The 22711-nt window shown below is 37.0% G+C and carries 16 protein-coding genes and 4 pseudogenes; all 20 read right to left on the reverse strand.

Annotation, left to right across the window (positions count from 1 at the left end):
- Positions 1-85 precede the first annotated feature (85 nt).
- Entirely contained in the window at positions 86-964 is an 879-nt protein-coding gene (gene dapA / locus AC0L8O_RS12415; RefSeq protein ID WP_473448336.1) for a 4-hydroxy-tetrahydrodipicolinate synthase, read from the reverse strand.
- A 106-nt stretch (positions 965-1070) separates the two neighbouring features.
- Positions 1071-2288: an aspartate kinase gene (dapG, locus tag AC0L8O_RS12420; RefSeq protein WP_473448338.1), complete on the reverse strand. Its 1218-nt coding sequence runs from the start codon at positions 2286-2288 to the stop codon at positions 1071-1073.
- A 68-nt stretch (positions 2289-2356) separates the two neighbouring features.
- Positions 2357-3400: an aspartate-semialdehyde dehydrogenase gene (asd, locus tag AC0L8O_RS12425; protein ID WP_473448340.1), complete on the reverse strand. Its 1044-nt coding sequence runs from the start codon at positions 3398-3400 to the stop codon at positions 2357-2359.
- Positions 3401-3524: 124 nt separating this feature from the next.
- The gene (locus AC0L8O_RS12430) at positions 3525-4127 is read right to left on the reverse strand and encodes a dipicolinate synthase subunit B (protein WP_026559299.1); all 603 of its coding nucleotides are present in this window, start codon (positions 4125-4127) and stop codon (positions 3525-3527) included.
- Positions 4124-5025, reverse strand: a pseudogene (dpaA, locus tag AC0L8O_RS12435) (dipicolinic acid synthetase subunit A). Before dpaA ends, AC0L8O_RS12430 begins: the two are co-directional and overlap by 4 nt.
- A 209-nt stretch (positions 5026-5234) precedes the next feature.
- Positions 5235-5495, reverse strand: coding sequence for a YlmC/YmxH family sporulation protein (locus AC0L8O_RS12440; RefSeq protein ID WP_473448342.1), 261 nt, complete (start codon positions 5493-5495; stop codon positions 5235-5237).
- An 89-nt stretch (positions 5496-5584) separates the two neighbouring features.
- Entirely contained in the window at positions 5585-6826 is a 1242-nt protein-coding gene (locus AC0L8O_RS12445) for a M16 family metallopeptidase (protein ID WP_473448343.1), read from the reverse strand.
- Positions 6827-6849: 23 nt separating this feature from the next.
- Positions 6850-7827, reverse strand: a complete 978-nt coding sequence (locus AC0L8O_RS12450; RefSeq protein ID WP_473448344.1) for a polysaccharide deacetylase family protein — start codon at positions 7825-7827, stop codon at positions 6850-6852.
- 137 nt (positions 7828-7964) lie between these two features.
- On the reverse strand, positions 7965-10085 hold the full coding sequence (gene pnp / locus AC0L8O_RS12455) for a polyribonucleotide nucleotidyltransferase (RefSeq protein ID WP_473448345.1): 2121 nt from the start codon (positions 10083-10085) through the stop codon (positions 7965-7967).
- 211 nt (positions 10086-10296) lie between these two features.
- On the reverse strand, positions 10297-10566 hold the full coding sequence (rpsO, locus tag AC0L8O_RS12460; RefSeq protein WP_026559305.1) for a 30S ribosomal protein S15: 270 nt from the start codon (positions 10564-10566) through the stop codon (positions 10297-10299).
- 123 nt (positions 10567-10689) lie between these two features.
- On the reverse strand, positions 10690-11637 hold the full coding sequence (gene ribF, locus AC0L8O_RS12465; protein ID WP_473448347.1) for a bifunctional riboflavin kinase/FAD synthetase: 948 nt from the start codon (positions 11635-11637) through the stop codon (positions 10690-10692).
- A gap of 51 nt (positions 11638-11688) precedes the next feature.
- Positions 11689-12608, reverse strand: a pseudogene (truB, locus tag AC0L8O_RS12470) (tRNA pseudouridine(55) synthase TruB).
- A 71-nt stretch (positions 12609-12679) separates the two neighbouring features.
- Positions 12680-13036, reverse strand: coding sequence for a 30S ribosome-binding factor RbfA (rbfA, locus tag AC0L8O_RS12475; RefSeq protein WP_026559308.1), 357 nt, complete (start codon positions 13034-13036; stop codon positions 12680-12682).
- Between the two features lie 17 nt (positions 13037-13053).
- Positions 13054-13332, reverse strand: coding sequence for a DUF503 domain-containing protein (locus tag AC0L8O_RS12480; RefSeq protein WP_026559309.1), 279 nt, complete (start codon positions 13330-13332; stop codon positions 13054-13056).
- Entirely contained in the window at positions 13329-15488 is a 2160-nt protein-coding gene (gene infB, locus AC0L8O_RS12485) for a translation initiation factor IF-2 (protein ID WP_473448349.1), read from the reverse strand. Before infB ends, AC0L8O_RS12480 begins: the two co-directional genes overlap by 4 nt.
- Before the next feature lie 19 nt (positions 15489-15507).
- Positions 15508-15813: a YlxQ family RNA-binding protein gene (locus AC0L8O_RS12490; protein WP_216773193.1), complete on the reverse strand. Its 306-nt coding sequence runs from the start codon at positions 15811-15813 to the stop codon at positions 15508-15510.
- A 4-nt stretch (positions 15814-15817) separates the two neighbouring features.
- Positions 15818-16089 (reverse strand): annotated as a pseudogene (gene rnpM / locus AC0L8O_RS12495) (RNase P modulator RnpM).
- Positions 16090-16102: 13 nt separating this feature from the next.
- Entirely contained in the window at positions 16103-17236 is a 1134-nt protein-coding gene (gene nusA, locus AC0L8O_RS12500) for a transcription termination factor NusA (RefSeq protein ID WP_078434314.1), read from the reverse strand.
- A 120-nt stretch (positions 17237-17356) separates the two neighbouring features.
- Positions 17357-17827 carry a ribosome maturation factor RimP gene (rimP, locus tag AC0L8O_RS12505; protein ID WP_473448351.1) on the reverse strand — a complete coding sequence of 157 codons (471 nt, stop codon included), beginning with the start codon at positions 17825-17827 and terminating at the stop codon, positions 17357-17359.
- Between the two features lie 525 nt (positions 17828-18352).
- Positions 18353-22665, reverse strand: a pseudogene (locus AC0L8O_RS12510) (PolC-type DNA polymerase III).
- Between the last annotated feature and the right edge of the window lie 46 nt (positions 22666-22711).

The following is a 22711-nucleotide window of genomic DNA, read 5'->3' on the forward strand; positions in this document are numbered from 1 at the left end:
TATTTAGGCAAGGGTAAAAAAAGGAACTAAAAAGGGTGCTATGTTTAAGCACCCTCTTTAGTTCCACTTAAAAAAGGTCAAAATATTACCCTAAATTATTTTGGATAACATTCATTAATTCACTTCGTTCTAAACTTGTTAATGGTAATAGAGGAAGACGGACTGATCCGACGTCTAACCCTTTAAACTGTAGTGCTGTTTTTACTGGGCCAGGGTTTGGTGTAGTAAACAACTGCTTCATAATTGGTAACAATCTACGATGTTGTTCTGCTGCAGCTACAGTTTCACCAGATAGAAAGGAATTTATCATAGCTTGCATTTCATTTCCTATAATATGAGAAGCTACAGAAACAATTCCATCAGCACCTATTGCAAGAGCCGGTAAAGTTAACGCATCATCACCTGAGTAAACAGCAAAATCCTCTTTTGTATTTGTGATAATTTCAGCCATGGCTTCCAAGTTTCCACTTGCCTCTTTTACCGCAACAACATTAGGAAACTCAGCTAAACGAATAATTGTATCTACTGACATGTTGATCACACTTCTACCTGGAATGTTGTATAACATTACCGGTAATGAAGTTGATTCTATTATTGCTTTAAAATGTTGATACAACCCTTCTTGACTTGGCTTATTATAATATGGCACTACAAGCATTATAGCATCCACACCAGCTTCTTCTGCGTGTTTTGTCAATTTTATTGAGGCTGCAGTGTTATTACTACCTGTTCCCGCAATAACAGGAACTCTACCATTTACTTCTTTCACGGTATGTTTGATAAGAGCTATTTTCTCCTCGTTGCTTAATGTTGGAGATTCCCCTGTCGTCCCTGTGACTACTAATGAATCTGATCCATGATTAATGAGATAGTCAATTAACATAGTCGTTTTTTGAAAGTCAATGTTATTATTTTTATCGAATGGGGTTATCATCGCTGTAGAAACTTTTCCAAAATGACTCATTATTACCTTCACTCCTTTTGCTGCACTTTGTAACTAGATGCTATCTTACTTATTCATAAAAAGTAAAGTAAGATTTCTATTTTTTATGTTAGAAAATCATTTATCTCTATTTTGATAGATCAAAGGCTTCATGTAAAGCATTAACCGCTTTAATCATGTCATCCTCTTTGACAAGCACCCAAATTGTTGTATGACTATCAGCTGATTGAAGGATTTGTATCCCTTTTTCAGACAGAGCCGTTACAATTTTGGATGTTACTCCCGGAACTCCCATAATTCCTGCACCTACTGCAGAGACCTTCGCACACTGTCTCGTAATTATCGGTTCATATCCGAGTTCCCGTAATACTTCAACAGCTCGGGATGTTACTTGATCTGTTACAGTATAGATAACTGACTTAGGGGTGATATTGAAAAAATCAACACTTATCCCTTCCATTGCCATTGCTTTAAATACTTCTGTCTGTACACTATACTGTCCTTCTTTTGCGGTTACTTTTATTTGTGTTACATTTGAAACATGGGCAATTCCCGTGATCAATCTTTCGTGAACATCACTGCCCTTTTTATCAGTTTGATTAGAGGAGACTAAAGTGCCTGGTAATTTAGAGTATGTTGATCTTACTCGAATTGGTACTTCAGCCTGCATTGCTATCTCTACTGCTCGGGGATGAATGACCTTTGCTCCCTGATAGGCAAGATTGACAATTTCTGTATACGTTACCTTCGATAAAGATTTTGCATTTTCTACAATTCTTGGATCTGCAGTCATAACACCTTCTACATCTGTAAAAATATCAACAAACTCAGCGCCAACCGCTGCACCAATTGCTGCTGCAGAAGTATCACTGCCTCCTCTACCGATTGTAGTCATATCGCCATTTGTTGCAGAAGCGCCCTGAAATCCGGCAACAACAACCACATCATGTTGGGACAAAGTTTCTACCAACCGTTCACATTTCATCTCTAAAATTTTTGCATTCGTATGCTCATCATTTGTAACAAACCCAGCTTGAGCACCTGTTAATGAAGTTGCTTTAATATTGTTTTCATTTAATAAACTAGAAAATACGATAGACGAAATAACTTCTCCACATGAGAGAAGCATGTCTTGTTCTCTATTAGAAATATTACTCAACTCACCATATACCAAGCTTAATAAAGTGTCAGTTGCGTATGGGTCACCGCTCCGTCCCATTGCTGAGACAACAGCAATAACTTTATATCCTTCTTTTATCGCATCCTGTATATGACCAAGCGCCATTTTTCGCCCGCGATCATCTTTTACAGATGTTCCGCCAAATTTTTGAACAATCATTTTCAATGTTAACACCTCTACTATAGACGTGAGAGAAGAGAGCTGGTGATTACCATGCTCTCTTCTTCAAAGAGTTAAACTAGTTGTAATTTCACTAAACTTTCAGCGATTTGAACCGAATTCCATGCAGCACCCTTCAATAGGTTGTCAGAAACAATCCACATATGGAAACCATTATCACGGTCTAAATCTTTACGGATTCTTCCAACAAATACATCATTTTTACCTACACAGTTAGCCGGCATTGGATAAATTTGTTGTGATGGATCGTCTTGCAATGTAATTCCATCAGATTCTTTTAATAATTCTTTTACTTGTTGAGCAGAAACACCTTCAGCATCTACTTCAATATACACAGATTCAGAATGGCCTGTTTCAACTGGTAAACGAACACAAGTTGCTGCAACATGAAGTGCAGGCATATTCATTATTTTTTTCGTTTCGTTAATCATTTTCATTTCTTCAAAAGTATAACCATTATCTTGGAATTTATCAATTTGAGGAACTGCATTAAATGCGATTTGATAATGTTTTTCGTCACCCTTTACAGGAAGAATTTCAGGTGTGAAATCATCACCATTTAATATTGCTTTTGCTTGTTCCTTCAACTCATTAATTGCAGCTGCTCCTGCACCTGAAACTGCTTGGTACGTAGAAACAATTACTTTGTTTAGTCCAAATTGATGACGTATAGGCTCAAGAGCCACAACCATCTGTATTGTTGAACAGTTCGGGTTTGCAATGATACCTTTATGTGTTTTTAATGCTTCTTCATTCACTTCAGGAACAACTAATGGAACATTCTCATCCATGCGGTATGCACTCGTATTGTCTACAACAATTGCCCCACGCTTTACTGCTTCTGGAGCAAGTTGTTTAGACACACTTCCACCCGCTGAGAATAGCGCAATTTGAACACCTTCAAAACTTTCAGGAGTTGCTGTTTCGACAATATATTCTTCATCTCTGAACATTACTTTTTTTCCTGCTGAACGCTCAGAAGAAAGCAAAGTTAATTTAGAAATTGGAAAATTACGTTGTTCTAATGTGTGAAGCATTTGTTGCCCCACAGCCCCTGTTGCTCCGACTACTGCTACATGATAACCTTTTGCTTCCATTAAACACTAGCTCCTTCCAGCTATATTCCTTTTCAAAATACAGCTACAAATCTTTTACGTACTATTCTATCACAATAATTGTCGAATGGATGAAAAAATTTGATTCTTTGATTGAATTAAGAAATTATTCTTCTAAATCTCGAAACTTCTCAACAACAACCGGCTGATATTGTTTTCCTTCTAATGCAGCTAATACAGTATCAAGTAATGCTTCCATTCTTGCAACCATTGAATTTGGTTTTTTATCAGGTGCATCCTGGCCAAATGGAATAAAATATATATCTTTTGTTGCCATTAACCTCATAAGGTTTACTCCATTTAAACCAAGCGCATCATTTGTAGATATGCCTAAAACAACAGGGCGATGGGTTCTTAAGGTTGCTTTTGCAGCCATCAACACAGGCGAATCAGTGAGAGCATTAGCAAATCTACTCATTGAATTACCTGTTAGTGGAGCGATCACCATACAATCTAACGGAAGTTTAGGTCCTAGTGGTTCTGCTGCAACAATAGAGTCGATCACTTTGTTACCTGTTAATTCCTCTATTTTTTCAACCCATTCCCCCGCTTTTCCAAAACGAGTTGTTGTGTTCTTCATTGTAAATGTGACGACCGGGATAACATCTGCTCCCTCATCTAATAATGATTTGATTTGTGGATACACTTCCTCATACGTGCAATGAGAACCCGTAATACCAAATCCAATCCGCTTACCTTCTAATTTCATGAAGATAACCCCTTTCCATCTATCTTTAACTCATTTAATAGCTGTGTTAAGACATTCGCTACAATTTGCCCGGCAGTTTTTGGTGCCACTATGCCAGGTAATCCTGGAGCTAATAGTGCTTTAATCCCTCTTTTCTCAGCGTATCGAAAATCGGTTCCTCCTGGTTTTGAAGCAAGATCAACAATTAATGTGTGTGCCGGCATATTGGAAATTACCTTAGCCGTTACGATCATAGCTGGGATTGTATTTATACACACATCGATGTCTGTTACCTTATCCTCTAGATGATCAATATGAAAAGGCTCAAGGCCCATTTCAGTAATCCTGGCTAAGTCTGCCGTATCTCTTGCACCTACTTTAACTTTCGCTCCTAGTGCAGAGAAGGTTCTTGCCACGCTCATTCCTACTCTTCCTAACCCTAATACAGCTACAGTTGAGCCGTGTATCGTTATATCGGTATGTTGGATGACCATCATGAGTGTTCCTTCAACTGTTGGAATTGAATTGTAGATTGCCACATCATCCCTTTTAAAAGTTGAACTAATTTTTTATTTGTCGATTGAACGAGATTATCTAAATAGGAATTTGAAATACCTGAATAAATGGTACAATGAGAAGGTGTTTGATTAATTAACTCTTCAGCTAAAATAACCTCTTCATTTGAAAAAACAGTTTCTACAATCCCCTCTTGATTCGTACCAGGGATAGGCAAAATAATCGCGTCTATTTCTTGAAATGGAACCTCATCCATTTTGACTTTTGTTGCACCAGTAAAGCCATGGTCCAGTTGGTCAAAACCAATGAGAAAAAGCTTTGTATCAAGTTCAGTTAATTTACGGATAACTTCTAGCTGTCTGGCATCACCACCGATTACAGCTACGTTTAATCCTGTTAACATATTGTATGTTCACCTTCTTTTGCTTGTGTTTCTGTTATAGTTCCTTGAGATCCTAGGATAACTTACTTCAACATACTATGTAGAAATCAACATATGGGTGAATAAACAGATGAATAAAAAGAAAGAGGATACATATTAAAAGGGAGTAATCGAACCCGCGGTTTTATTCAAAAAAATCGATTGGCCAAATGCCAACCGAAGAAGTGTAGTTATGAATCGATTTTATCAATTTGTTCATCGGGTATATCAAGAATGATCATATCTGTTCCTATCTTTTTAATATGATGCCATGGAACCCGTATTTCTTGGCCCTGTTTTCTTAATCCAAACCATTTTAACGATGGGATGATTAGTGTTGTAATTTGTCCCGTTTGTTCATTAATCTCCAAATCAGTTTGACCAAGAACACCTAAACGTTCTGCACGTTTCACATCAACAATTTCTTTTCCGGATAGTTCACTAAGTCTCATGTCCATTCCTCCTTACTACTATCTTATCTATTGACCTCATAAAAAAATGCCTACAATTTATAAGAAAAATAAATCGTAGGCATTTTTAATTAGGATTGAAGTTTTTCCGGTAAAGTACCTTCAGGACTAATAAGAGCAACTGAATAAGTGTCTGTGAATACCTGATTAGCAAGTGTATTAACACTTTCTTCACTTACTTCATTTACTTTTTCAATAATCGAATCTAATGAGCGGTGATAACCCAGTAAAAGCTCATTTTTCCCATTTCGGCTCATACGGCTGTTCGTGCTTTCCAGACTTAGCATAAGACTACCCTTCATTTGCTCTTTACTATTAGCTAATTCTTTTGCCGTAATTCCCTCTGCTTTTAACGTCGCTAATGTTTCCTGAATCGTATCAAACAAGAGATTAAGTTGCTTACTTCCTGTACCGCCATAGATAGTAAGAAGACCGTTATCTTCGTATGAAGAGTGGTATGAGAAAACAGAGTAAGCAAGACCTTTTTGTTCACGAACATCTTGAAACAAACGGCTACTCATACTACCACCCAAGATATTATTTAGGACGATTAAACTATAAATATCATCATGGCCCACTTCAAGACCATTAAATCCTATACATAGATGAGCTTGTTCTGTATCTTTTTGTCTAGCGAGTTTTTCGTCATGAAAGCTTGGTTTTTCAAATTCACGTTTCAATGAGTTTGTTTCATATGAACCAAAGAGTTTTTCAATTTCTTTAATAAAGCTTTCTGTCACGTTTCCGGCTACAGATACAACCACATTTTCGGGAGTATAATGATTGTTCATGTATTCTCTCAATGTGTCACCATTAAAGGAAGCTAAGGTCTCTTCTGTTCCTAATATTGGATATGCTAAAGGATGGCTTCCATATGTAGCTTTGCTTAAAATATCATGAACAATATCATCTGGAGTATCTTCATACATTTTAATCTCTTCATATACGACATTCTTTTCTTTTTTAAGTTCATCTTCATCAAACGTTGAGTTAAAAAACATGTCACCTAGTACATCCAGGGCATAGCTGGCATGATCATCAAGTACTTTAGCATAGTAACAAGTATATTCTTTTGAAGTAAAGGCATTTACTTGACCACCAATACTATCAAAGGATTCAGCGATTTCCCTTGCCGTTCTTGTTTTAGTTCCTTTAAAGAACATGTGCTCAAGAAAATGGGACACCCCGTTATTTTCAAGGCTTTCATTTCGAGAACCTGTTCCAATCCATACACCAATTGCAACAGATCGAACAGTAGGAATATTTTCTAACACAATTCTTACTCCATTTTGACACGTATATTTTTTGATCAAAAGTGTTCCTCCTTCTTAGTTGTTTAATTTGTTTTAGGATCATCTTTAAATAATCGTTCCTCATCAACGAGCATAGACACTGAACCAAAGGAATATCCTTTTTGCTTAATGGATAATATTAATGTTTCTAAACTTTCCGATGTTGAAGATGTTGGATGCATTAAAATCAGTGCTCCATTATGAACTTTACCCATTACTCGTGAAACTAACACATGTGGTTCTGGACGCTGCCAATCAATTGTATCCACACTCCACATAACAGTTTTCATCTTCATCTCATCTGCAATTTTTACAACTTCATTTTTAAAACTGCCACTTGGAGGAGCAAACCAAGTTGGGGTAACATCTGTTACCGATTTTATCACTTCATTCGTCTTCGACAATTGCTCTCTTATTTTATTTGCAGAAAGCTGACTCATATCAGGATGTGTATAAGAATGATTTCCTATTTCGTGTCCTGCATCAACGATCATCATTGCCATATCTGGGTTTTCTTTCACCCATCTTCCTTCTAGAAAAAAAGTAGCTTTAACATGGTATTTATTTAATGTTTCAAGCATATCTGGAATATATTCATTTCCCCAAGCTACATTAATAATAAAAGATACCATCGGCTTGTCAGGATGACCTCTATAAATTGGCTCAGCTTTTAAATCCTCAAGGTGTACAGATGGTTTAACTTGTCGATAAACAAGAAGTTTTTCATCAAAAGTGCCCTTCGCCTTCATCTTTCTATATGACTCATCAATGTCTACTTCTAAGCCATTATACCCTGGGGTCGATTTCCAAACTTTATGTATTTCTGCATTTTGAGCTGGAATACTGTATTCCTTGGCTTTAGCTGAAATTTCTTCATACAGCTTATCTTGGTGTTTTGCAACTGTCACGTCTGCTTTTTTTATTTGATCAAGATAGGATGTGGTAAATGGATTTTTAATAAAGCCAATGGCTACAGTTATGATGAAAATAAAACCAACAACTTGAATGATTTTCCTTTGCATTATGTATCCCCCTTTTTACTAAAAAATATGTAAAAAGAGGACAAGGTAGAACAAAAATGGAACTTGTTCCGTAATTGAGGTACAGAAGTATTAAATTGAAAAAGAAGCCTGGTTACCCACGGCCTCCTATCATGTCATCAACCTTGTTGTTCTGGTTGATTTTCTTTTTGTTCCTTAAGAACTGCTTTTCTCGATAAGTTTACACGACCTTGTTTGTCAATTTCAGTTACTTTTACTAATAGTTCGTCACCAATTGACACAACATCTTCAACTTTACCGACGCGCTCTTCAGCCAACTCAGATATATGAACTAAGCCATCTTTTCCACTGAAGATTTCAACGAATGCTCCGAATTTTTCAATTCGTTTTACTTTACCTAAGTACATTTGTCCGACTACAACTTCACGTACTAAGTCTTCGATAATTTTCTTTGCTTTCTGATTCATATCTTCATTAACAGAAGAAATGAATACTGTTCCATCTTGTTCAATGTCAATCTTAACGCCCGTTTCTTCAATGATTTTGTTTATCTGTTTTCCGCTTGGTCCGATAACATCTCGAATCTTGTCCGGGTTAATTGCCATTGTTAAGATCTTAGGAGCATATTGTGATAACTCACCTTTTGGTGTAGAGATGGTTGCCATCATTGATTTCAGAATTTCCATACGACCTTTTTTCGCTTGTTGTAAAGCTTCCTCTAAAATTTCACGAGATAAGCCGTCAATTTTAATATCCATTTGCAGGGCTGTAACACCTTTTTCAGTTCCAGCTACTTTAAAGTCCATATCACCCAAAGCATCTTCCATACCCTGAATATCTGTTAATACTGTGTAGTGTTCACCTGATTTTACAAGGCCCATCGCAATACCTGCTACAGGAGCTTTAATCGGAACACCCGCATCCATCATCGCAAGTGTGCTGGCACAAATACTTGCCTGAGAAGTAGAACCATTTGATTCAAGTACTTCAGATACTAAACGGATTGTATAAGGGAAGTCTTTTTCAGAAGGGATAATTGGTTCTAAAGCACGCTCTCCTAATGCCCCATGTCCAATCTCACGTCGTCCTGGACCTCTCATTGGGCCAGTCTCCCCAACACTGAATTGCGGGAAATTATAATGATGCATAAAACGTTTTGATTCTTCAATTCCTAATCCATCTAAAATTTGCACATCGCCTAAAGCTCCAAGTGTACAAATACTTAACGCTTGTGTTTGTCCACGAGTAAATAAACCTGAACCATGTGTTCTTGAGAGTAAACCAACTTCTGATGAAAGTGGTCTAATTTCATCTACTCCACGTCCATCCGGTCTGACTTTATCCTCTGTAATTAATCGACGTACCTCTGCTTTCACAAGCTTGGATAATATTTGTTTGACCATTTTGATTGTAGCTTCGTCTGCCTCATCAGCTTCAAACTTCTCGACAACACTATTTTTCACCGCATTGATTGCATCCTCACGCGCATGCTTTTCTTGAACTTGAATGGCTTGCAGAAGTTCTTTTTCAGCAAGATCGCGAATATGTTTTTCTAAATCAGCATCAAGATCAAAAAGCTGAACTTCTTTTTTCTCTTTACCTACTGCTGCAGCTATTTCTTCCTGGAAAGCAATAAGACGTTTAATTTCATTGTGACCAAACATAATCGCTTCCAACATTGTTTCTTCAGGAACTTCATCTGCACCGGCTTCAACCATGTTGATTGCATCTTTTGTTCCGGCTACTACTAAATGTATATCACTTTGTTCTGCCTGTTCTACATTAGGATTAATAACAAATTCATTATTAATTCTTCCAACTGTAACTCCGGCAATAGGTCCCTCAAAAGGAATATCAGACACACATAATGCTAAAGATGACCCAAACATTGCTGCCATTTCTGAAGAGCAATCTTGGTCAACACTCATTACAATACTAATAACTTGTACTTCATTTCTAAAGCCGTCAGCAAATAATGGTCTGATTGGGCGGTCGATTAATCGACTTGCCAAAATAGCCTTTTCACTTGGGCGGCCTTCTCGTTTAATAAATCCACCTGGTATTTTACCAACAGCGTATAAACGCTCCTCATAGTTTACTGTGAGTGGAAAAAAATCAAGAGGTTTTGGATCTTTTGACGCAGTAGCAGTACTTAATACAGCTGTATCACCATAACGAATCAGTACAGATCCGTTTGCTTGTTTTGCAAGCTGACCAATTTCAACTGTTAAGTTTCGACCGGCCCAGTCTATGGAAAACGTTTGTTTATCTTGTCCCATATATGTAAAACTCCTTCTCTTTTTTAATTGCGTTATGTAATAGTATGAACCATTTAATTTCAACATATCAGCATAGTTTTTATATGTAAATAGATTTTCGACAACTTTTAAAAAGCAGCTAATTTATTTACAAAAAAAGGTGTAGAAACATCTATTTTATTGCAGTTTTATATACACTAAAAAAGCGGGAGGAATCCCGCTTTTAAAGTAATTATCGACGTAATCCAAGCTTGTTGATTAACTCACGATAGCGAGTTACGTCTTTATTACGTAGGTAAGTTAATAAGTTACGACGTTTACCTACCATTTTTAATAGACCGCGACGAGAATGGTGGTCTTTTTTGTGAACACGTAAGTGATCGTTAAGATTATTGATGTCCTCAGTAAGGATAGCAATTTGAACCTCTGGAGATCCAGTATCAGACTCATGTGTTTTGTATTGAGCGATAAGTTCATTTTTACGTTCTTGTGTGATAGCCATCCTTTTCACCTCCTTATTTTGCAAAACCCCAATTACCGAGCAAACGTTGGTGACTCGATTTGCCAAGCAATGGTTTTAAACTACATCAATTAGAATACTATTTTTCTAAAGATAATGCAAGGACTAAACCATCTTTTTCTGAAAGAATTCTTGACTCTGATCTTTATCCTTAGAAATTTGTGTAATTAGCTCCTCTACATTATGGAACTTCTTTTCGCTTCTTATACGTTTATACCAGAAAACTGATACCATTTCACCATAAATATCACGTTTAAAATCAAAGATATGAACTTCAATACTTGGTTTTACAGCTTTTTGATCTTTAAAGGTAGGCTTATACCCAATATTACACACACCCTCATAGACTTGGTCTTCCACCTTGATTGAAACTGCATATACACCAGTTGGAGGGAGTAAAAAGGATTCTTCCACCTCTATGTTTGCTGTTGGAAATCCTATTGTTCTTCCACGTTTATCACCGTGGATAACTGTTCCTGTTGCAAAATGAGGTCTACCAAGTAAGGTTTCAGCATATGCTACATCTCCACTCTGAATGACTTCTCGTATAAGTGAAGAACTTACTTTACGGTCATGATCTGTTAACTTTTCAACTGTTGTATGTAAAAATTGGTTTCTTGAATGAAATGGAATCGTCTCCATCGAACCTTTCCCCAGGTGGCCATATGTAAAATCAAATCCTGCAACAACATGTCTAACATTAAGATCAATAATAAATTCATCAACAAATTGTTGAGGTAACAAAGCAGCAAATTCTTGTGTGAATTCTACTACATATAATAGATCTACACCTAATTGCTCGATTAATTTGATTTTTTCGTCTAATGGTGTTAAATATTCAATGTCTTCTTGTTTTCTAAGAACTACCAGGGGATGTGGATGGAATGTCATGACGGCACATTTTATTCCAGTGTTATCCGCAATTTCCTTTGCCTTTAAAATGACCTTTTGATGACCTTTATGAACCCCATCAAAATACCCCAGAGCCATAACCATCTCAGGTTGTTCTGAACGTTCTAAATGATGTGGGTGGGACAGGTTAATTTGTTTCACAGTCAACTTCACCTTTTTCAATTATAATGCTGTCAATAATTAAAAAGTACCTTAAGCTTCATTATATAAGACTTTAATCGGCTTCATAAGGTGACTTTTTGTCGGATGCTTTGTGTATATAGCTAAACATTGGTGTTCTTCATTAAAGATAATGATTGGAGAACCAGCTTCAATGTCATGAAATTGTGTCGGTAGCTCTAATACTGCACCATTTTTCACTTTCTCTGCTAGAGTATCATGTATTAGTAGTTTCGGCAAATCATTAAGCGCATGTCCTATTGGGAGTAAATATTTTTGTAATTCATTTTTTTCAACTGCTTCTTCAATTTCCTCAAATGTAAAACAATCACTTAAATGAAAATTACCTGATTTGGTTCTAATAAGATGTGACATATGTGCCGGAAATCCCAGTCTTTCCCCTATCATAACGGCCAATGTTCTAACATATGTACCTTTTGAACATGTTACACGAAATCGGAATGTAACCAGTCCATCTTTTTTTATTACATCCCCAAGCAAAACCAGCTCATTAACTGTAATAAGTCTGGCTGGTCTATCTATTTCAATCCCTGCACGTGCATATTCATAGAGTTTTTTACCATTTACTTTTACAGCCGAATACATTGGCGGAACTTGTTCAATTGTACCAACCATCGATTGTAATACATCTTCTACCATCAATTTCGTTATTGGAGATTCTACACTTTTTCTTTCTACTACTTCTCCCGATGCATCTTCAGTTGTTGTAGAATAACCAATTGTTACTTCAGCCTCATAGGTCTTCGTAGCGGCAGTCAAGTATTCAACTATTTTTGTCGCTCTTCCAAGACAGATGGGAAGTACACCAGTAACATCAGGATCCAATGTTCCTGTGTGACCAACTTTTTTGTTTTTGCAAGTCTTCTCATCTTTGCTACACAGTCATGAGATGTCATTCCTGTGGGCTTATTTAATAAAAGCACACCTTCCATTATCATACCTCCGACTTTCAGATATTCAACACAAAAGGGATAGACGAAGGTGTCTATCCCTTTGAAAGGAGTTATTCCTCCTCTTTATTCTCTACATTTAACTCATGTAGAAGAGTTTCAATTCGATTTCCATAATCAATCGATTCATCAAATTCAAATTGAATTTCCGGTGTTTTTCTCAGGCGAATACGTTGGCCAATTTCTGAACGGATAAACCCTTTGGCCTTCGCAAGACCTTTTAACGTATTTTGACGTTGTTCTTCATCTCCTAAAACTGATATGAAGACTTTTGCAATTTGTAAATCTCCGGATACATTTACATCTGTCACAGTAACAAAGCCAATACGCGGGTCTTTAATTTTACGCCCAATAATATCCCCTAACTCTTTTTTCATTTGTTCTCCGACACGGTTTGCTCTTAAGCTCATGTCAATCACCTCTTAACTTAAAACCATTCAAACATTGTAACTGTTCTCTCTATTTCAGGAAAAGAATCAATAAATTGTAACACACGATGCAATTCTTTCTCTGTTTGCACTTTAGATGTGCTTACAGCTACTATTCCAAACTTCGTGTGTTGCCATGTATCATGATAGTCTATTTCAGAAATAGAGACATTGTACTTTTGTTTGATTCTTGTTAGAACTCGTTGTAAAACGGCTCTTTTATCTTTTAAAGACTGTGAGTCATAAATCAAACATTCACAATCAACATATCCAATCATTTACGTTCAATTTCTTCCATAACATATGCTTCAATAACGTCGCCTTCTTTGACATCATTGTAATTTTTAATTGTAATACCACACTCATAGTTCCTTGCTACTTCTTTGACATCATCCTTGAAGCGTTTAAGTGTATCAATTTCCCCTTCAAAAATAACGATACCGTCACGAATTAAGCGTATTCCGCTGTCTCTGGTAATTTTTCCTTCTGTTACATAACAGCCTGCAATTGTCCCAATTTTAGAAACTTTGAAAGTAGTACGTACTTCGACTTGACCGATGATTTTTTCTTCAAATTCAGGATCAAGCATCCCTTTCATTGCAGACTCAATTTCTTCTATTACTTTGTAAATGATACGGTGAAGTCGAATATCCACTTCTTCAACGTCAGCAGTTTTCTTAGCACCTGCATCTGGTCGTACATTAAAGCCAATTACAATTGCATTAGAAGCTGCTGCCAAAATAATATCTGATTCAGTGATGGCACCAACGCCAGTGTGAATGATTTTAACTCTAACACCTTCAACATCAATCTTTTGTAAGGCTGCCGCTAAAGCTTCAACAGAACCTTGAACATCAGCTTTAACAATTAAATTTATATCTTTAATTTCGCCTTGCTTAATTTGCTCAAATAAGTCGTCAAGACTTAGTTTTGATCCTTCACTTCGTTGTTCATCAAGTTTCTTCTGAGCTCTCGCCTCTCCTACTTGACGTGCTGATTTTTCATCTTCAAACACCATGAACTGATCTCCAGCTAATGGAACATCATTTAAACCAGTGATTTCAACTGGTGTAGAAGGTGCTGCTTCTTTTACACGGCGACCAAGATCGTTCACCATCGCACGAACACGACCAAATGTGTTACCAACAACGATAGGGTCACCAACTTTTAATGTACCATTTTGAACAAGAAGTGTAGCAACTGAACCTCTACCTTTGTCAAGTTGTGCTTCGATAACTGTTCCTGTAGCACGACGGTTAGGGTTTGCTTTTAACTCTTCAACTTCTGTTACTAATAAGATCATTTCCAGAAGATCGTCGATTCCATCACCAGTTAAAGCAGATACAGGTACAAAGATAGTATCTCCACCCCATGCTTCTGGTACTAGTCCATGTTCTGTTAATTCCTGCATAACACGATCAGGATTTGCTGTTGGTTTATCAACTTTATTCACTGCGACAATGATCGGTACTTCCGCTGCTTTTGCATGGTTTATTGCTTCAATTGTTTGAGGCATAACACCATCATCAGCTGCTACAACTAAAATCGTAATATCTGTTACTTGAGCCCCACGAGCACGCATAGTAGTGAAAGCTGCGTGACCCGGTGTATCTAAAAAGGTGATTTTTTGATCATTTGCAACAATTTGGTATGCACCAATATGTTGTGTAATACCACCGGCTTCACCTTCTGTTACTTTTGTATTTCTTATAGAATCAAGAAGAGTTGTTTTACCATGGTCAACGTGCCCCATAATTGTTACAACTGCTGGACGAATTTTAAGATCCTCCACACGATCTTCTTCTTCATATTTTTCAAATTCTGTTTTTTCAAACACAATTTCTTCTTCAACTTCGACACCGTATTCACCGGCAATTAATTCAATTGAATCTTTATCAAGTTCCTGGTTAATTGTAGCCATTGTGCCTAATAAAAGAAGCTTTTTAATAATCTCTGAAGGCTCTTTTCCAAGTTCACCCGCTAGCTCACCAACTGATAAGCTGCCTGAAAACGTAATTTTCTCCGGCAGTTCTTTCTTTGGTTTCGGTTGCTGCTGAAAACTTTGATTACCTTTACTTTTTTTGTTATTCTTTTTCCCTTTTTGATTAGAAGGCTTGTTTCCAGGCTGATTTGATTTTTTGTTTTGATTATTTTGAGTTTGTTTTTTGTTGTTATTTGAAGGCTTTTGTGCACTATTTGTATTGTTTGTTTTATTTGTATTATCCACTTGTTTCCCCGGTTTCTTTGTTGATTCATTTTTTGTGCTTTCATTGTTCGTTGTTTTATATTTTTGATCAAGCTTAGTAATAACGTCATTTTCAATTGTTGACATATGATTATTTACTTCTACGTTCATTCCTTTCAACGTAGTAATAATGTCTTTGCTAGATACATTCGTTTGTTTCGCGTATTCATATACTCTCATTTTTGACATACGTTCACCCCCAAGAATATTAATCGAGCAAGGTTTTTAACTTTGCAGCAAAGCCTGCATCATTTATCGCTACAACGACTCTCGCTTCTTTCCCGATTGCTTGCCCTAACAGGTAGCGATCTTCAACCATTTTAAAGGGGACCTGATAAAACTTACATTTATCTGTTACCTTTTTCATTGTATTAGCGGATGCATCTTGTGAAAGAAGAACAAGCTTAGCTTTTTGTTGTCTAATTTCTTTAACAACAAGTTCCTCTCCCGAAATAACTTTTCGTGCTCGATTTGCTAAGCCCAATAAGGACGTCCATTGTTGCTGCTGTTTCATTTATTTAATGCTTCTCCTTCTCAGCCAGTCGGATCAACTCTTCATAAATTGATTCATCTACATTAGCTTTAAGATGATTGGCAAGAATATTTTTCTTTTTCGCAAGCAGGATGCTCTCTTTGTCAAGAGTAATGTATGCACCCCGTCCGTTTTTTTACCGGTTAAGTCGACAGATACATCGCCTTCCTTTGACCGGACAACGCGGACCAACTCTTTTTTACTTCTCATTTCTCCTGTTGCTACACATTTACGCAAAGGAATTTTGCGATTGTTCATGTGATTTCACCTCTTATTCACTAAGCTCAGGTTCTTGAACACTTGTCAAAAGCGGTTCATCATCATCAACATCCAAGATTGATTCTTTCGCTTGAACAGGATAAATCCCTGCTTTTTCTGCATCAGATTCACTCTTAATGTCGATTTTCCATCCAGTCAATTTTGCAGCTAAGCGAGCATTTTGTCCCCGCTTTCCAATTGCTAATGATAGTTGATAGTCAGGTACAATGACTGTTGTTGCTTTCTCTCCTTCATCAACTAGCACTTCGACTACTTTTGACGGACTAAGTGCATTGGCAACGAACTCTACAGGATCCTGAGACCATTTGACAATATCAATTTTTTCACCTTTAAGCTCATTTACAATCGCTTGTACACGTTGGCCTTTTGGGCCGACACAGGAGCCGACGGGATCCACTTCAGGATTTTCAGAATGAACAGAAATTTTTGATCGGTCACCTGCTTCACGAGATACAGATTTAATCTCAACTGTACCATCATATATTTCAGGAACCTCAATTTCGAACAACCTTTTAAGTAAGCCAGGATGTGTTCGTGAAACGAAGATCTGTGGCCCTTTTGTTGTTTTTTCAACTTTTGTAATAAAAACCTTAATCCGGTCATGTGGTCGATATGTTTCATTCGGCATTTGTTCACTCACAGGTAAGAGTGCCTCTATTTTCCCTAAACTCACATAAATAAACTTATTATCAATACGTTGAACAATACCTGTCATGATATCTTCTTCACGATCAATAAACTCACCATAAATAACTCCGCGTTCAGCTTCCCTTACACGTTGAGTTACGACCTGTTTAGCTGTCTGAGCTGCTATGCGGCCAAAATCTTTTGGAGTTACCTCCATTTCAATAACATCATTCACCACATAGTTTGGGTTAATACTTTGTGCTTCACCAAGTGAAATTTCTAAACGAGGATCATAAACCTCATCAACAACATCTTTTCTGGCAAACACCTTCATAGTTCCTGTCTCACGGTTTAAATCAACACGGACATTTTGAGCTTGATTGAAATTACGCTTATATGCAGAAATTAGTGCCGCTTCAATTGCCTCAATAATAATCTCTTTGCTAATGCCTTTTTCCTTTTCTAAAATTGTTAAGGCATCTAATAATTCACTACTCATTTTAACGGCTTCCCCCTTAAAAATAAGCTTCATGTTAAACTACTTTTGTCTCATCTTTCATGAAATTTAGAAGAGACTTTTGTAAGGTTATAAATAGCCAAGGTCATTCCTTGTCTATAGTCAAAAGGTGACAGCAAGACGAGCTTTAGCCACTTTATTATAAGGGATTTCAACTTGTTTCTTTCTAGTTTTAATCGTTACAGTGACTGTAAGCGTTTGACCATCGAAATCAGTTAAGACACCTTCAAAAACCTTTTCTCCATTGATAGGCTCATATGTTTTGATGTGGACTTGTTTTCCGATTGCTTTTTTAATATCAGGCTCTTTTTTTAATGGTCTCTCCGCACCCGGTGAAGAAACCTCTAAAAAGTAGTTATGCTGAATCGGATCTAATTCATCAAGCTTTTCACTTAATCGCTCGCTTACAATTCCACATTCTTCAATATCAATACCTGTTTCAGAATCAATGAATAATCGAAGAAACCAATTAGAACCTTCTTTTACAAATTCAATATCAACTAATTCAAGGTTCATGTCCTCTAGAATAGGTGAGACTAATTGTTCAACGATTTCTGTTACTTTTTTGCTCATTCTCTTCCTCCTTGTAAGAAAAGCGCTTTGCCACGTTTAAAATATCATCATTTTTAACTACGAGGCGGGATTTCATGTGCGCTACTTTACATTTGAACAATAGCAGTTAACACCTTTAGCTGCTGAAAAACCCTGCCTTGTGAGCAGGGAATGGTATGTAGTATACTATCCGAATGACGAGGGCTATTACAATACGAAAGAGTGGGTGATTACCCCACTCTTTTCCTCTGCTTATCGCTAGCATTTCCATTAAAAGCATAACATAACCATCTTTTTTATGCAAATTATTTAGAAAAGTGAAAGCGACCGGTTAGCGACGTATGAACTGGAGGCCTCCGTATGAGATATAGGAAACACGAAGAGCGGAAGCGATTCGATGTTGACTTAATCTTTCGTAAGGAGGAGGGTGAAGTTCACTAGTCGCTAACCAGTCGCTGTAGCTAGACAATAACACTTAGTAAAATACTTATAATCCTAATAACAATTAGAAATCGAAAGCGACGTATGAATAATCTAAAAGCCATTTTAGAATAGCGATAATTGATTTTGATCTGGTAATTCATCAAGGCAACCATGGTTATTAAGATACTCAATGATCGTTTTTGACACTTTTCCTCGTTGCTGTAAATCCTCTTTAGAGAGGAATTCACCGTTTTCTCTAGCTTTTACAATGTTTATTGCAGCATTTGTTCCTAGCCCAGGAATTGAATTAAATGGTGGTATTAAACTGTTACCATCAATAATAAACTCATCTGCACTAGAACGATAAAGATCAACCTTTTGAAATGAGAACCCTCTCTCACACATTTCCAACGCTAACTCAAGCACCGTTAGAAGATTTTTCTCTTTTGGTGAAGCTTCTAATCCTTTAAGATTAATTTCTTCAATTTTTGCACGGATTGGTGTTGGACCTTTTACCATTGTATCGATATCAAAGTCATCAGCACGGACTGTAAAGTAAGCTGCATAATATAAAAGTGGTAAATGAACCTTAAAATAAGCTATTCGAACAGCCATTAATACATAAGCCGCAGCATGGGCTTTAGGGAACATATATTTGATCTTTAAGCAAGAGTTAATATACCACGAAGGGACTTCATTTTTTTCATTTCCTCTTCCATTTCTTCTGTTAGCCCTTTACCTTTACGAACTGATTCCATAATTTTAAAAGCAAATGATGGTTCAAGACCTTGATAAATTAAATACACCATAATGTCATCACGACAACCAATTACTTCGCTTAGTGTACAAGTCTTGTTATGGATAAGTTCTTGCGCATTTCCAAGCCATACATCTGTGCCATGTGATAGACCTGATATTTGTACTAATTCAGAAAATGTTGTCGGCTTTGTATCTTCTAACATTTGGCGGACGAATCTAGTTCCGAATTCTGGTATTCCAAGAGTTCCGGTCTTACACATAATTTGTTCCTCAGTTACACCAAGAGATTCCGTACCACTAAAGATTTTCATTACTTCAGGGTCATCAGTTGGAATGGTCTTAGGATCAATACCACTTAAATCTTGAAGCATACGAATAACGGTAGGATCATCATGTCCTAAAATATCAAGCTTCAACAAATTATCATGGATGGAATGGAAGTCAAAATGAGTTGTTCTCCATTCTGATCCTGTTGCGTCAGCGGGATACTGAATTGGTGAAAAATCAAATATATCCATATAGTCAGGTACTACAATAATTCCGCCGGGGTGTTGGCCTGTTGTTCTTTTTACACCGGTACAGCCTTGAACTAGGCGATCAACCTCAGCACCACGATAGATAAGATTACGGTCATTCGCATACCCTTTAACATAACCATAAGCCGTTTTCTCTGCAACTGTCCCTATCGTACCTGCACGGAAGACATTATCCTCACCAAAGAGAACTTTTGTATAGTTATGAGCTGTTGGCTGATATTCACCTGAGAAGTTCAAATCAATATCGGGAACTTTGTCTCCTTTAAATCCAAGGAAAGTTTCGAACGGTATATCATGTCCATCTTTTGTATATTGAGCCCCGCATTTCGGACATTCTTTGTTGGGTAAATCGAATCCGGAACCAACTGATCCATCATTAAAAAATTCAGAATGCTGACAATCTGGGCAAACATAATGAGGTGGCAATGGGTTAACCTCAGTAATCTCTGTCATTGTTGCCACAAAGGACGAACCGACAGAACCACGGGAACCTACTAAATATCCATCATCAAGAGATTTTTTTACCAACTTATGAGAAATTAAATAAATAACCGCGAAACCGTGTCCGATAATACTTTTTAATTCTTTCTCTAAACGGGCTTCTACCAATTCTGGAAGGTTTTCACCATATATACTTCTTGCCATTGAGTAACTCATTTCACGGATTTCTTCATCAGCACCCTCAATTTTCGGTGTATACAGGTCATCCTTTATTGGTTTTACTTCTTCAATCATATCAGCAATTTTATTTGTGTTTTCTATGACAATTTGTTTCGCTTTTTCACTACCTAGAAAAGAAAAGCATTCAAGCATTTCATCTGTTGTGCGGAAGTGAACATCGGGCAGCTCATGGCGGTTTAATGGATTGGCTCCACCTTGAGAACTCACCAATATTTTTCGGTAGACTTTATCAACTGGATTTAGATAATGTACATTTCCCGTTGCAACAACCGGTTTTTCTAGTTTTTCACCAAGTTTTACGATGTTTGTAACAATCTCTTGCAGAGATGCCTCGTCTTTAATGTAATCAAGCGCAATAAGATGCTTATACACATCCAAAGGGTGTACTTCCAAATAATCGTAATATGCCGCTATTTCTTCAACTTCCTCGGGAGACTTTTGCATCATCCCTTCAAAAACCTCTCCCTTATCACATGCCGATCCAATAATTAGACCTTCGCGATACTTATTTAATTGAGAACGAGGTATACGAGGTACTCGGTAGAAATAATTAAGGTGAGAAATTGATACTAATTTAAATAGATTTTTTAACCCTGTTTCATTTTGAGCTAATACTGTCGCGTGATAAGGACGAGAACGTTGGTACGCATTTCCTTTACCCATATTATCATTAAATTGATTATGGAACTCAATTCCCTTTTCAGCAGCATCCTTCAACATTTTTATTAGTAAGTAGCCAGTTGCTTCGGCATCATAAATGGCACGGTGATGTTGAGTTAGCTCGATATCAAATCTCTTACAAAGCGTGTTAAGACGATGATTTTTCAGCTCCGGATATAAAAAGCGACCAAGCTCTAAAGTATCTATTACAGGATTTTTAGCTTTTTCTTCACCAAGAAGCTTTTTGTATCCTACATTTAGAAACCCCATATCAAAGCTGGCATTATGAGCAACTAAAATGTCCTGACCAATCCATTCCTTAAACTTCCGTAAAACAATATCAACATTAGGAGCATCTCTTACCATATCGTCTGTAATACCGGTTAATTCTATCGTTGTGGCCGAAAGAGGATGATGTGGATTAGCGAATGATTCAAATCGATCAACAATTTCTCCATCACGTACTTTAACTGCAGCAAGCTCAATTATCGTATCATATACAGCAGAAAGCCCAGTTGTTTCAACATCGAATACGACAAATGTTTCATCTGGCAAGTAGCGGTTATCATCGTTATATGCAATAGGAACACCGTCATCAACTAAATTGATTTCGACACCGTATAAAATTTTTATACCATTCTTTTTTCCTGCTGAATAAGCTTCCGGGAATGATTGTGCAACAGCATGGTCTGTTAATGCAATTGCAGTATGCCCCCATTTTTTAGCTTGTTCAACATATTTGCTAACAGATGTGACAGCATCCATCTGACTCATAGGGGAATGCAAATGCAACTCGACTCTTTTTTCACCTTCAGGAGTACGGTCTTGTCTTTCTTGGGGAGAAATCTCATTAATATCATTTGCGATCATCACTAGGTCACGGACAAATGTATCATTTTGAATACTTCCACGTACTTTCAGCCACATGCCTTTTTTAACTGCTTGTACCAAAACGGCATCTTCTTTATCTCTTGCAAACATTTTGACTAATATAGAGCTTGTGTAGTCGGTGATTTTGAACGTTAATAATGTTCTTCCGCTTCGAAGCTCTTTTGTCTCAGCATCAAATACATAACCTTGAATCGCAATTCTCCGCTCTTCATCCTCAATCGATGCCATTGTTCTTATCTCTTCATCGTCTTTAATTGTATATCCAATCGTCAGTGGGCCTGTTAACTCCTGCTGACTTGACTCTTCCTTCTCAGCGTTTTCCATATCAGTTAAAGCTTGAAGCCCTCTTGCCTTATCCTCTTGGAGCTTTTGTTCCTGAAATTGCTTAATTTCCTCTTCAGTTACGGCCACTGTCGTATCTAATTGAAATGCCGGGAAACCGAACTGTTGAAAGCTTTCCTGAATTAATGAGGCATATTTACGCTTTATTGTCATTGCTTCTGTATCGGTTTTCGTTTTCACAATGACTTTTACTCCTTGAAGAGTGGGCTTTTGTTCATTAAGCAGTGCTAACATTGGCGGTGAAATTCCATCCATTTCCTGAATACAAATTGACCAATAATCTTGAACTAACTTTTCATCAAAAGCGGTGTCTCTTGCTTCAAAGCTAAATGAAACATCTGCTATATGTGAAAAGGATTTTGATAATTTTGTATGGAATAAATGGTACACATTGAAGGGCAATATCTTTTCAAACTGGAAATGGAAATGCCATTTCTTTAATTGTTTATGAACAGTTAAACGAGCAATTGAACCATTTCTAAAATGGACAACTGCAGCATCCTCTGTAAGATTTATTTGCTGAAGCAAAAGTTGAAATCGATCAACTTGGTTTGCTTGCATATCCATTTTTGTTCCCCCTCTCAAATAAGCATAGAGATTGTTCTTTCACAAT

It is taken from the genome of Metabacillus sp. KJ11-3 (assembly GCF_055808295.1).